At 57.6% G+C, this 12825-nt stretch carries 13 protein-coding genes; 9 read left to right on the top strand and 4 right to left on the bottom strand.

Translation table 11 applies throughout. The features are described 5' to 3' along the window. Positions 1-53: 53 nt before the first annotated feature. Entirely contained in the window at positions 54-959 is a 906-nt protein-coding gene (locus HBN79_RS11310; RefSeq protein ID WP_169916733.1) for a LysR substrate-binding domain-containing protein, read from the bottom strand. A 108-nt stretch (positions 960-1067) separates the two neighbouring features. On the opposite strand from HBN79_RS11310, the gene HBN79_RS11305 reads away from it, so the two are divergent. The 8 genes from HBN79_RS11305 (at position 1068) to rpoS (ending at position 8250) form a co-directional block, all read left to right on the top strand. Beyond that, positions 1068-2180, top strand: a complete 1113-nt coding sequence (locus tag HBN79_RS11305) for an S-(hydroxymethyl)glutathione dehydrogenase/class III alcohol dehydrogenase (protein WP_016782003.1) — start codon at positions 1068-1070, stop codon at positions 2178-2180. Between the two features lie 84 nt (positions 2181-2264). Then, positions 2265-3116, top strand: a complete 852-nt coding sequence (gene fghA / locus HBN79_RS11300; RefSeq protein ID WP_169916773.1) for an S-formylglutathione hydrolase — start codon at positions 2265-2267, stop codon at positions 3114-3116. Between the two features lie 43 nt (positions 3117-3159). Then, positions 3160-3633, top strand: coding sequence for a 2-C-methyl-D-erythritol 2,4-cyclodiphosphate synthase (gene ispF / locus HBN79_RS11295; protein ID WP_095001325.1), 474 nt, complete (start codon positions 3160-3162; stop codon positions 3631-3633). Beyond that, positions 3630-4688 carry a tRNA pseudouridine(13) synthase TruD gene (gene truD / locus HBN79_RS11290; RefSeq protein WP_169916732.1) on the top strand — a complete coding sequence of 353 codons (1059 nt, stop codon included), beginning with the start codon at positions 3630-3632 and terminating at the stop codon, positions 4686-4688. The genes ispF and truD overlap by 4 nt, the downstream gene beginning before the upstream one ends. Further along, positions 4676-5425 (top strand): 5'/3'-nucleotidase SurE, encoded by a 750-nt coding sequence (surE, locus tag HBN79_RS11285; protein WP_095001327.1) that lies wholly within the window; start codon positions 4676-4678, stop codon positions 5423-5425. The genes truD and surE overlap by 13 nt, the downstream gene beginning before the upstream one ends. Positions 5426-5466: 41 nt before the next feature. Continuing rightward, on the top strand, positions 5467-6102 hold the full coding sequence (locus tag HBN79_RS11280; protein WP_169916772.1) for a protein-L-isoaspartate(D-aspartate) O-methyltransferase: 636 nt from the start codon (positions 5467-5469) through the stop codon (positions 6100-6102). Positions 6103-6311: 209 nt separating this feature from the next. Then, the gene (locus tag HBN79_RS11275; RefSeq protein ID WP_095020572.1) at positions 6312-7139 is read left to right on the top strand and encodes a peptidoglycan DD-metalloendopeptidase family protein; all 828 of its coding nucleotides are present in this window, start codon (positions 6312-6314) and stop codon (positions 7137-7139) included. A 106-nt stretch (positions 7140-7245) separates the two neighbouring features. Beyond that, entirely contained in the window at positions 7246-8250 is a 1005-nt protein-coding gene (gene rpoS, locus HBN79_RS11270; protein WP_095001330.1) for an RNA polymerase sigma factor RpoS, read from the top strand. A 629-nt stretch (positions 8251-8879) separates the two neighbouring features. Here rpoS and HBN79_RS11265 read toward each other — a convergent pair. From HBN79_RS11265 to HBN79_RS11255, 3 genes are read right to left on the bottom strand one after another with little or no spacing between them, the layout of a single operon-like run. Beyond that, positions 8880-9929, bottom strand: coding sequence for an alkene reductase (locus HBN79_RS11265; protein ID WP_169916731.1), 1050 nt, complete (start codon positions 9927-9929; stop codon positions 8880-8882). Between the two features lie 20 nt (positions 9930-9949). Further along, positions 9950-11116 carry an MFS transporter gene (locus HBN79_RS11260; protein WP_169916730.1) on the bottom strand — a complete coding sequence of 389 codons (1167 nt, stop codon included), beginning with the start codon at positions 11114-11116 and terminating at the stop codon, positions 9950-9952. A gap of 10 nt (positions 11117-11126) precedes the next feature. Then, the gene (locus tag HBN79_RS11255; RefSeq protein WP_095001333.1) at positions 11127-11429 is read right to left on the bottom strand and encodes a helix-turn-helix transcriptional regulator; all 303 of its coding nucleotides are present in this window, start codon (positions 11427-11429) and stop codon (positions 11127-11129) included. 154 nt (positions 11430-11583) lie between these two features. On the opposite strand from HBN79_RS11255, the gene HBN79_RS11250 reads away from it, so the two are divergent. Further along, complete coding sequence (locus tag HBN79_RS11250; RefSeq protein WP_095020574.1) at positions 11584-12171, top strand: ACP phosphodiesterase; 588 nt, start codon at positions 11584-11586, stop codon at positions 12169-12171. Positions 12172-12825: the final 654 nt, after the last annotated feature.

The following is a 12825-nucleotide window of genomic DNA, read 5'->3' as shown; positions in this document are numbered from 1 at the left end:
CTGACAGACCGAGTCGTCTGCATCGCGAGCAAGCCCGCTCCCACTGTTAAAAACTACTGCTCCCTCTCCTGGTATTCCTCCCGCCTGGCCAACCCCTCCTTCAAGTAATCAACCAGCTTTCTGACTTTGGGCGACAAGTGCCGCTGTTGCGGGTACAGCGCCCATACTGCGGTGTTGGGGGGCTGGTGGGTGTCGAGCAACGACACCAGCGTCCCGGTCTTCAAGTGCTCCAGCACGTAATAGTCCGGCAACTGACAAATCCCTACACCCTGTAACGCAGCATCCAGTACAGCCTGCCCACTGTTGCATCGCCAGTTCCCTTGCACCCGTTGCGAAAATTCGCGGCCGTCCTGCTGCAATTGCCATAGATCTGAACTGCCAATCAGACAATTGTGCCGGCTCAATTCCGACAGGCTATGGGGGCGCCCGTAACGTTCCAGGTAGGAGGGCGAGGCGCACATATGCATGCGCCTGGGAGCCAGGCGCGTGGCTACCAGTCTTGAGTCCTGCAAGCGCCCCAGGCGGATCGCCAGATCCAGGCTTTCATGCACCAGGTCCAATGGCCGGTTGCTCAGTTCGATGTCCACCCGCAATTGCGGGTACAGCCCCATAAAGCGCGTAACCAGCGGCACGATAAAACGTTCGCCATAGGCCACGGCACAGGTCATGCGCAACATGCCCTTGGGTTCGCTGGCCAGATCACCGATGGCACGCAGTGCTTCTTCACGTCCGTCTTGCAGGCGCTGGCAATGCTGCAAAAAAGTTTGACCGGCTTCGGTCAGCGTCACCTTGCGGGTACTGCGATAAAACAGGCGGGTCTGCAATCGCTCTTCAAGTCGCGCTACCTGGCGGCTGATATGGGATGAAGAGACGCCAAGACGTTCGGCCGCCGCTGTGAATTGGCCACATTCGGCCACAGCGACAAATTCGTCTATACCTTCCCAGCGGTTCTCATTCATGGTTGATTATCCCTGCATGGCAATAATGTTTTGCTTTTGCCTGGATTATTAATCACCTGGCGCTGATTTACACTCTGCGTCTTGTTTTTACTTTGCTGGAGACGATCGATGATCAAGTCACGTGCCGCCGTTGCGTTCGAAGCCAAAAAGCCGCTGGAAATCGTGGAAGTAGACGTTGCCATGCCCAAGGCTGGCGAAGTGCTGCTGCGGGTTGTGGCCTCGGGTGTTTGCCATACCGATGCCTACACCTTGTCGGGCGCAGACCCGGAAGGCATCTTCCCGTCGATCCTGGGCCATGAAGGCGGTGCCATCGTTGAAGCCATCGGCGAAGGCGTGACCTCGGTTGCGGTCGGCGATCATGTCATCCCTCTGTACACCCCTGAATGTGGCAAGTGCAAATTCTGCCTGTCGGGCAAGACCAACCTGTGTCAGGCCATTCGTGCCACCCAGGGCAAGGGCTTGATGCCTGATGGCACCACGCGCTTCTCCTACAAAGGTCAGCCGATTTTCCACTACATGGGCACTTCGACCTTTTCCGAATACACCGTGCTCCCTGAGATTTCGGTCGCAAAAATTCAGAAGGACGCTCCTCTGGAGAAGGTGTGTCTGCTGGGTTGCGGCGTGACGACCGGGATCGGCGCGGTGCTGAACACGGCCAAGGTCAAGCCGGGCGACACCGTGGCCATCTTCGGTCTGGGCGGTATTGGCCTGTCTGCGGTAATCGGTGCGGTGAAAGCGAAGGCGGCGCGGATCATAGCCATTGATATCAACCCGGCCAAGTTTGAAATCGCCCGACAGCTGGGTGCTACTGATTGCGTGAACCCGAAAGACTTCGATCGCCCGATTCAGGAAGTGATAGTCGACATGACCGATGGCGGTGTCGATTTTTCCTTTGAGTGCATCGGCAATGTGCAGTTGATGCGTGCGGCACTGGAGTGCTGCCACAAGGGATGGGGCGAGTCGGTGATTATTGGCGTGGCAGGTGCGGGGCAGGAAATTTCCACCCGTCCGTTCCAGCTGGTGACCGGTCGCGTCTGGCGCGGTTCGGCATTTGGTGGCGTGCGCGGCCGCAGCGAATTGCCGAGCTATGTGGATATGGCACAAAGCGGCGAGATCCCGCTGGATACTTTCATCACCCACACCATGGGCCTGGAAGATATCAATAAGGCTTTTGACCTGATGCATGAAGGCAAAAGCATCCGCACTGTCATCCATTTCTAAATAACTGCGGCAAGTCGAATGCCATAAAATACCTGTGGGAGCGGGCTTGCTCCCACAGGGGGGTGTTTGTCTTGTGGTCTGGAGTTGCCCATGTCTCTTAAGAACATTTCCTGCCAGAAGAGCTTTGGCGGTTGGCACAAGCGTTACAAGCACCGGTCCGAAGTGCTGGGCTGCGACATGGTGTTTGCCGTGTACTTGCCGCCGCAGGCGGAGCAGGGCGCAAAGCTGCCTGTAGTGTATTGGTTGTCGGGTTTGACCTGTACCGACGAAAACTTCATGCACAAGGCCGGGGCTATGAAGATGGCTGCCGAATTGGGCCTTATCATCGTCGCACCGGACACCAGCCCCCGTGGCGAAGGCGTGCCCGATGACCCGCAGGGGGCGTGGGATTTCGGCCTGGGTGCAGGGTTCTATCTGAATGCCACTCAGCAGCCGTGGGCCCAGCACTATCAGATGCACGATTATGTGGTGCAGGAATTGCCGGCTCTGGTCGAAGCGCATTTCCCGGCTTCGCAAAAGCGTGGCATCAGCGGACACTCGATGGGTGGGCACGGGGCATTGGTTTGCGCGTTGCGTAATCCGGGGCGTTACCTGTCGGTGTCGGCGTTTGCGCCCATCAGCAATCCGACGGATTGCCCGTGGGGGCAAAAGGCATTCTCCCATTACCTGGGAGAAGAGCGGGCGCGCTGGCGTGAGTGGGATGCCAGTGTGCTGATTGGCGAGGCCAGTGAAAGGCTGCCGTTGCTGGTCGATCAGGGAGATCGCGATGACTTCCTGGCTGTTCAGCTCAAGCCTGAAGTGCTGCAACAGGCCGCCAGGCTAGCCGATTACCCGCTGACCTTGCGTTTGCAACCGGGCTACGACCATAGCTATTTCTTCATCGCCAGCTTTATTGACGACCACTTGCGTCACCACGCAAGCGCACTAAGTGCTTAATAGTAGGTAGAATCACGCCCTGACTTAATCGGGGCGTTTTTTTATGCGTATTGGCCACGGCTATGATGTGCACTGTTTCGCTGAAGGCGATTTCATTACGTTGGGCGGCGTGCGGATCTCCCATAAATTCGGGCTGTTGGCCCACTCTGATGGCGATGTGCTGTTGCACGCCCTGAGCGACGCCTTGCTGGGCGCTGCAGCGCTTGGCGATATCGGCAAGCATTTCCCGGACACCGATCCGACCTTCAAGGGCGCTGACAGTCGCGTTCTGTTGCGTCATGTCGTCGGTCTGATCCATGCCAAGGGCTGGAAAGTCGGCAATGTCGACAACACCATCATTGCCCAGGCACCAAAAATGGCGCCGCATATTGAAACGATGCGTGCGCTGATTGCCGCGGATCTAGAGGTTGATTTGGACCAGGTAAACGTAAAGGCCACGACCACCGAGAAGCTCGGCTTCGTTGGGCGTGAAGAAGGCATCGCAGTGCATTCCATTGCCTTGTTGGTTCGCTCATGAACGAGTTCGATCTGCTGGGCCCGCTCGCTTATGGCGAGGCATTGGGCACGGCTGTGCTCAAGGCCACGGCTGAAGATTTTCAAGTCGACGAAGTGCTTGATATACCGCTGTCCGGAGATGGTGAGCACCTGTGGTTGTGGGTCGAGAAGCGCGGCCTGAATACCGAGGAGGCGGCCCGGCGCCTTGCCAAGGCTGCAGGCGTGCCGCTGCGCACCGTCAGCTATGCAGGCCTCAAGGACCGCCAGGCATTGACCCGCCAGTGGTTCAGCGTGCAACTGCCGGGCAAGGCAGACCCTGATCTGTCGGGCGCCGAAAACGACACGCTGAAGATTCTCAAGACCTCGCGACACAAGCGCAAATTGCAGCGTGGAGCCCATGCGGCCAATGGTTTCACCTTGCGCCTGACGCAACTGAACGCCGACAAGGACGCGCTGGAGCAACGCCTGCAACTGATCGCCAAGCAGGGTGTACCGAACTATTTCGGTAGCCAGCGCTTTGGCTGGCAGGGCGGCAATCTGGGCGAAGCCCGTGATTATGCGGCGCGCAAGGCCTTGCCTGAGCAGCGCAACGTTCGTTCGCGGCTGCTGTCCACCGCGCGCAGCTATCTGTTCAATCAGGTGCTGGCCGCACGGGTGGCCGATGGCAGCTGGCAACGGGCGCAAGTTGGCGATTTACTGGCTTTTACCGACAGCCGCAGCTTTTTCCCGGCGGGCGAGGCTGAATGCAGCGACCCGCGCCTGGCCATTCTCGATCTGCACCCCACCGGCCCGCAGTGGGGCGAGGGCGAATCACCGACCACTGGCGCCACCCACGTGCTGGAGCAGTCAATTGCAGAGCGTGAAGCCGATTTGCGTGACTGGCTGCTACGCGCCGGCATGAGCCATGAGCGACGTATCCTGCGACTGCCCATTGGCCGGTTGACGTGGCATTATCCTCAGCCTGACATTCTGCAACTGGAATTTGTTCTGCCGCCAGGATGCTTCGCCACTGTTCTGGTGCGCGAGCTTGTTGATCTGGTGACGTTGGATCAAGCGGACACCTTATGCGTATTCTGATTTCAAACGATGACGGGGTAACAGCTCCGGGCCTGGCCGCGCTTTATGGTGCGCTGGCCGACTACGCCGAGTGCGTGGTAGTTGCCCCCGAGCAGGACAAAAGTGGCGCCAGCAGTTCGCTGACGCTGGACCGTCCCCTGCATCCTCATACCCTGGCCAATGGCTTTATCAGCATCAACGGTACACCTACCGATTGCGTGCACCTGGCTATTCACGGCTTGCTCGAGCAGCAGCCGGACATGGTGGTGTCGGGCATCAACCTGGGTGCCAACCTGGGTGATGACGTGTTGTACTCGGGCACTGTGGCGGCGGCACTCGAGGGCCGCTTTCTGGATCGTCCTTCTTTTGCCTTTTCGTTGGTCTCCCGCCAGGTGGACAACCTGCCGACGGCGGCGTTTTTTGCCCGCAAGCTGCTTGAAGCCCACGCATCGCTGAATTTGCCGCCGCGTACGGTCCTCAATGTGAACATTCCCAACCTGCCGTTGGCGAAGATTCGTGGCATTCAACTCACCCGTCTCGGCCATCGTGCCCGTGCTGCTGCACCGGTACGGGTGGTTGATCCGCGCGGCAAGGCAGGTTACTGGATTGCTGCGGCAGGCGATGTCGAAGACGGTGGCCCGGGCACGGACTTCCATGCCGTGATGCAGGGTTATGTATCGATCACGCCGCTGCAACTGGATCGCACCTTTGGTGATGGTTTCAACAGCCTCAATGACTGGCTGGAGGGCATGGGCTGATGGCGCGCGAGCAGGATGGCATGATGCACCGCGGCATTGGCATGACCTCTGAGCGCACCCGTGAGCGGCTGATTCAGCGCCTGCGTGAAGAGGGCATCGTTAACCAGAACGTGCTCGAGGTCATTCGCCGCACGCCACGTCATCTGTTTGTGGATGAAGCCCTGGCGCACAGGGCGTACGAAGATACGGCGCTGCCGATCGGCAATAACCAGACCATCTCCCAGCCTTACATGGTGGCGCGCATGAGCGAGCTGTTGCTTGAGGACGGGCCGCTGGACAAGGTCATGGAGATCGGCACCGGTTCGGGGTACCAGACCGCCGTGCTGTCGCAGCTGGTCGAGCGGATTTTTTCGGTCGAGCGCATCAAGGTGCTGCAGGACCGGGCCAAGGAGCGATTGCTTGAGCTCAACCTGCGCAATGTGGTGTTCCGCTGGGGCGATGGGTGGGAGGGCTGGCCTGCGCTGGCGCCTTACAACGGCATTATCGTCACCGCTGTAGCCACTGATGTGCCGCAGGCACTGCTCGACCAACTGGCCCCTGGCGGGCGCCTGGTGATCCCGGTGGGTGCCGGCGAGATGCAGCAATTGATGTTGATCGTGCGCGAAGAGCACGGTTTCGCCCGGCGGGTGATCGGTAATGTACGCTTTGTGCCGCTGCTCAACGGGCCGCTGGCCTGAGTCTTTGTACGTATCGGGTGAATTTTGGGGCAGGGTACGGGTCATAAAGCCCATCACCCGGGCTCTGCCCGGTATGTGTGTATGTTTTATACGCTGTGTTTATCAATCGGCTTTACAGTCTGTAAAAGCCCTATAGCCAGTTATACTTGCTGCAAACCATGGCCAGTACTGGCGTTTTACTATTTAGCCATCTTCAAAGGGAGCGGCGGGTGAGTCTCACAGTCATTGCGCAGCGTAAGAGCAGCAAAAGCTTTCAGAGACTGGTGGTTGGTCTATTTCTGAGTACCACACTGGCTTTGTTGGCAGCGTGCTCCAGCACCCCCAAAAATGGCGTGAATGTCGTTGACCGTAACGGCGTGGCCCAGCGCCCGGCCGTGACCACCGGGCAATACGCGGTGCGTCGCGGCGACACTTTGTTCTCGATTGCCTTTCGTTATGGGTGGGACTGGAAGGCACTGGCTGCACGCAACAATATTGCCGCCCCGTTCACCATCGTCCCGGGCCAGGTCATCCGCTTTGACGGGCGCTCAGGCACCCAGCCTGCAGGCGGCTCGAGCACCACCGTTGTGTCATCCTCTTCGGGCAGCAAAACCACGGTTATCAAGCGTTCCGCCACGGCTGCAAGTGCCCCCGCAGCGGTTGCCCCGATGCCGGCAGGCCCTGCTCCCAAGGGGTGGGGATGGCCCTCAAATGGCATTTTGATCGGAAAATTCTCTTCAAACGGTAGTTTGAATAAAGGTATTGATATCGCCGGCGATTTGGGACAGCCTGTTTTAGCTGCGTCTGATGGTTCGGTTGTATACGCTGGCAGTGGATTGAGGGGCTACGGCGAACTGATCATCATCAAACACAGTGATACCTACGTCAGTGCCTACGGTCACAACCGCAGGCTTTTGGTTCGGGAGGGGCAGCAGGTCAAGGTCGGACAGACAATTGCCGAAATGGGGTCAACTGGTACAGACCGGGTGAAACTTCACTTTGAGATTCGCCGCCAAGGTAAACCTGTAGATCCATTGCAATTCCTTCCTCGCCGTTGATCGGTTACCAGCCTGTTCCTGATGTGGATAAGGAACAGGCTCCAGCGTTGCCAGGGATTAAGGCGAGGCTTGAGCTTGAGGTCGAACTCAACAAAGGACTATTGCAATGGCTCTCAACAAAGAAGCGCCGGGGTTTGACATCGACGATGAGGTGCTCCTTATGGACTCCAGCATCGATAGCGACTTGATGTCAGAAGAAGACGATTCGCCCCCTACAGCTAGAACCAAGTCCAAAAAAGCAGCTGCTACAAAACAGCACAAGTACATTGACTACACGCGGGCCCTTGATGCGACCCAGTTGTACCTCAATGAAATCGGCTTTTCCCCGTTACTCTCTCCGGCAGAAGAAGTCCATTTTGCGCGTTTGTCGCAAAGCGGCGACCCGGCCGGGCGCAAGCGAATGATAGAAAGCAACCTGCGGCTGGTGGTGAAAATTGCCCGACGTTACGTCAACCGTGGTTTGTCATTGCTTGACCTGATCGAAGAAGGCAACCTGGGCCTGATCCGGGCTGTCGAGAAATTCGATCCCGAACGAGGGTTTCGCTTCTCGACCTACGCCACCTGGTGGATCCGCCAAACGATTGAACGGGCGATCATGAACCAGACCCGCACCATCCGTTTGCCGATCCACGTTGTAAAAGAGCTGAACGTCTACCTGCGAGCCGCGCGCGAACTCACGCAAAAGCTCGATCACGAACCCTCTCCTGAAGAAATCGCCAATCTGCTCGAAAAACCGGTCGCCGAGGTCAAGCGCATGCTTGGGCTTAATGAACGCGTGTCTTCGGTAGACGTGTCTTTGGGGCCGGACTCTGACAAAACCCTGCTTGATACCCTGACGGATGACAGGCCCACAGACCCTTGTGAGCTGCTTCAGGACGATGACTTGTCGCAAAGTATCGATCAGTGGTTGTCCGAGCTCACAGACAAGCAGCGTGAAGTGGTGATTCGCCGTTTCGGGCTGCGTGGCCATGAGAGCAGCACTCTTGAGGATGTAGGGCTGGAAATTGGCCTGACCCGTGAGCGTGTGCGCCAGATCCAGGTTGAAGGGCTCAAGCGCTTGCGAGAAATTCTTGAACGCAACGGCCTGTCGAGCGAGTCGCTGTTCCAGTAATCCGCGAACGGCTGACAAAAAACCCCGAACTAATCGGGGTTTTTTGTGGGTGTTTGTTTTGAGTGATGCCCGGTAGTGCGAATGTGACAACAATATGGACCTTGTTGTTATACAAACTTGAACTAATTGTTTATTTAATCGGCTTTGAAATGGAATGTCACGGACGAGATAGGTTATTGCCTGTGGCTTGCTGTAAGCCTTTACTTACTTTTTACGTAAGCCAAGGGCTTGGCAATAAAGGGCAAACGCCTTTGTGTAACAGTGCTTAACTCATAAGTCATTGAAATATAACGTATTTATATTTTTAGTTGGGCAGTTTGTGTAATAAATACTCATAACATCCGCGCTTGCAGCAATCCTATATAACTCTAGTATTTGAACTGTATCGACGGATCGATACGGCGCTCAAGGAAGAACGCAGACGGACATCGCGGGAAGCGATTCATCAGGATGATGAGAAGGAACAAAAGGGACTAGGGAAAAAATGTGGGCGGGTCAAACCGCCCCTTTTTTTTGCCCGCAAAAAAGGTCCGGGCGGTGATGTTTAAACGGTTATAGCAAAACGCCCAAGGCCATTGGTCTCGGGCGTTTTGCGTGGTGCAGTTACCTGGCCGTGCCAGGCTCAGTACTTAGAGTGCTGGATAGTCGATATAGCCCACTGCGCCATTGACGTAGAAGGTTTCCGGGTGCGCCTCATTCAGCGGCGCATCGGCCTTCAAGCGTGCGGGCAGATCAGGGTTGGCGATAAACGGCACGCCGAATGCGACGGCATCGGCCTTGCCTGCTGCCAGCCAGGCATTGGCACTGTCTTTGGTGAAGCTCTCATTGACGATGTACGGGCCACCGAAGGCTTGTTTGAGTTGCGGGCCCAGGCTGTCGGCAGCTTCATGCTCGCGCGCACAGATGTAGGCAATACCGCGCTTGCCCAGTTCGCGGGCGACATAACCAAAGGTTTCGGCCAGGTTTTCATCGCCCATGTCGTGCAGGTCGGCCCGTGGCGACAAATGCACGCCAACCCGGCCGGCACCCCAGACTTCAATGGCGGCGTCGGTAACTTCCAGCAACAGGCGCGCACGGTTCTCTATGCTGCCGCCGTACTGGTCGGTACGTTTGTTGGTGCTGCTTTGCAGGAACTGGTCGAGCAGGTAGCCATTTGCACCATGGATCTCGACGCCATCAAAACCGGCAGCCTTGGCGTTTTCTGCGCCTGTGCGGTAGGCCTCGACAATATCGGCGATCTCGGCAGTTTCCAGCGCGCGAGGCGTCGGGAAATCAACCTTCGGGCGCACCAGGCTAACATGGCCCTTGGCCGCAATGGCGCTGGGTGCAACCGGCGTTTCACCGTTCAGGTACATCGGATGCGAGATGCGGCCTACATGCCACAACTGCAGCGCAATCCGGCCACCGGCGGCGTGTACGGCCCGGGTGATGTTGGTCCAGCCGCGTACCTGGTCGTCGGCCCAGATGCCCGGAGTGTCAGGGTAGCCGACGCCCATAGGCGTGACCGATGTGGCCTCGCTCAGGATCAGGCCGGCAGAGGCGCGTTGAGCGTAGTATTCAGCCATCAGGGCATTAGGTACCCGACCTTCGCTGGCGCGGCAGCGGGTCAGCGGAGCCATGATGATGCGGTTGGGCAGTTCGAGGTCGCCCAACTTGATCGGATCGAAAATCGTCGTCATTTATGCAGCCCTCTCAAGGATCAGTTAGTAGCAGTAGCCAGTTCGGAATTGCCGCCCTGGCGGAAAGTGATCAGCGTCACCAGCAGTGCCAGTATTGCCAGTGCGGCAGCGGCCAGTGGAACGCTGGTGAGGCCGAAGCCGTGGGCGATGACACTGCCGCCAACCCAGGCGCCGAGTGCATTGCCGACGTTGAATGCGCCGATATTCAGGGTTGAAACCAGGTTCGGGGCAGCCTTGCCGAAGGTCACGACATTGATTTGCAGCGCCGGTACGGCAGCGAATGAAGCCGCAGCCCACAAAAACAGGGTGATTTCAGTCGGGATCACCGCGACGCTGGTCCAGGTCAGTACGGTGGACATCACCGCCATCGCGATAAACACACCGATCAGCGTTGCGGCCAGGCGTTTGTCCGCCAGCTTGCCACCGATGATATTGCCCACCGTCAGGCCAAGGCCGATCAGCAGCAGAGTCCAGGTCACGCCGCTTGGCGAAACGCCGGTGACATCACCGAGCAGGGGCGCGACATAAGTGAACAGGGTGAACATCGACGCGGAAAACAGCGCAGTCATGCTCAGCGACAGCCAGATGCCTGCGCCTTTGAGCGCGGCCAGTTCGGCACGCATGTCGAGTTTTTTCTCGTCACGCTTGGCTGGCAGAAAGCGGATCAGGCCGATCAATGCCACGACACCGATCACGGTGACGGCAAAAAACGTCGAGCGCCATCCTGCTGCCTGGCCCAGAGCAGTGCCCAGGGGAACGCCGAGCACGTTGGCCAGGGTCAGGCCGGTAAACATCAGGGCCACGGCAGACGCGCGCTTGTTGGCAGGTACCAGGCCTGCGGCCACGACCGAACCAATACCGAAGAACGCGCCGTGGCACAGGGCAGTGACAACACGGGCAAACATCAGCACGTTGTAATCACTGGCCAGGGCACAGAGCAGGTTGCCGATGATGAATATCACCATCAACGCTACCAGGGCGGCCTTGCGCGGCAACCTGGCCGTGGCCAGCGCCATAAACGGCGCACCGATGGCCACACCCAGCGCGTAGCCGGTTACCAGCCAGCCGGCACCGGGAATGGATACACCAAGGTCGGTTGCGACATCAGGCAGCAAGCCCATGATCACAAACTCGGTGGTCCCGATGGCGAAAGCGCTGAGCGCCAGAATGAGTAGCGAGAGGGGCATGGAAGTCCTTTTAAAGCTCTTGGCTGATTTTTTCGAGGAAGACCTTGATGGTTTCCTCATTACGTTTGAAAAAGTGCCACTGACCGTGTTTTTGGCTGGTAATCAGGCCCGCTCGCTGCAGCGTTGCGAGATGGGCAGAAACCGTGGACTGCGACAGGCCGCAGAGCTGATCAAACTGCCCGGCACACACACCATGTTCGGTGGAGTGAACCTGGTCAGGGAACGAGGCATCAGGGTTTTTCAGAGCGTTGAGAATTTCTCGGCGTACTGGGTGTGCCAGGGCTTTTATTATTTCGTCGAGGTCGATCGTCATGGTTGCAGTGCTCATTGGGTACAACGTTATATCGCGATGAGGCGAACTTTAAATCGTCATATCGCGATATACAAATATGATTTCGATCTTAGATCAGCTCAAATCGATATATCGGGTTATAACGATATTGGTGTGGCAGTGCTAAACTGCGCCCATGAATTATCTCGCACATCTGCACCTTGGCGGTCAGCGCCCGGAAGAAATGCTGGGCAGTCTTTATGGCGATTTTGTCAAAGGGCGGCTGCATGGCCAATACAGCGCGGACATTGAACACGGTATAGCGCTGCACCGCAGCATTGATGTCTTTACTGACAACCACCCCCTGGTTGATCAGTCGTTGTCGCGATTTGCCCATACTCGCCGGCGGTATGCGGGCATTGTGCTGGACGTGTTTTTTGACCATTGCCTGGCGCGGGACTGGGGGCAGTATGCTGAAGGGCCGCTGGAGCGTTTTACCTCGGATTTTTACCGGGTGCTGGTGGCCGAACAACAGCTGCCACGGCGGCTTGCCACGATTGCGCCGCACATGGCGGCCCATGACTGGTTGGGTTCGTATCGGGATTTTGCCGTGCTGGAGCAGGTGTTCAATGGTATAGCCCGGCGCTTGTCGCGCCCCGAGGAACTGGCCGGGGCGATGCAGGACTTGAAGGCGTTGTATGAACCTCTGAGCGAGGATTTTCGGGCGTTTTATCCGCAGTTGCAGGTATTTGCGGCGGGTTGTTACCGGAAGGGATGTCCGTAGCCGCTGACGAGGGGCGAAGTCGTCGCAAAATCAGGCAATGGGTTGTGTCAGTTACACCAGGTTCTCAGGGTTTACGGTTGTTTGATCTTGTTTGACTGGTGTGTTGAGTACATATCCGGCATTCGTGTCTAACTGGGATATTGGTTTCGCTCTTACAGCGAGTCACTTTTTCCAGACGCCGAAAAAGTAACCAAAAAGGCTTGCCCCGGCGTACGGCCTTCGCTGCGCTCAGGTTCCCTCGCTCCGGCTCTGCTCCGTGGGCCCGCCGCCACGGGCCATCCATGGCCCATCGCGGCTCTCCCGGCATCCATGCCGGTCGACCCACTCCACAGAACCTCCTCTCGGCCTCCCGAAGGGGCGGGCAGATCAAAAGCACTGCGCACCGAGGCGGCCGACCGGCCTGTTTGGTTCGCGTGTACTGCGCAATCTCTGTAGATACTCTGTTGCAGGTCAAGCCCTATTGTGGGAGCGAGCCTGCTCGCGAACGTCCTTCGCGAGCAGGCTCGCTCCCACAGTTGCAGTGTTCCTGTAGATACTCTGTTGCAGGTCAAGCTTTCGATAGGTGTTTTTCATCGAAAAGCTTGGCCGTATCAAAAGGCTCACCGCTGCGGATGCATGCCCAAATACCTGTCAGATATTTGCGCATGATTGCCC

It is taken from the genome of Pseudomonas sp. WS 5051, from assembly GCF_012985715.1.
Taxonomy (GTDB): Bacteria; Pseudomonadota; Gammaproteobacteria; order Pseudomonadales; family Pseudomonadaceae; genus Aquipseudomonas; species Aquipseudomonas bubulae.
This window is presented reverse-complemented; position numbering and strand designations above follow the sequence as displayed.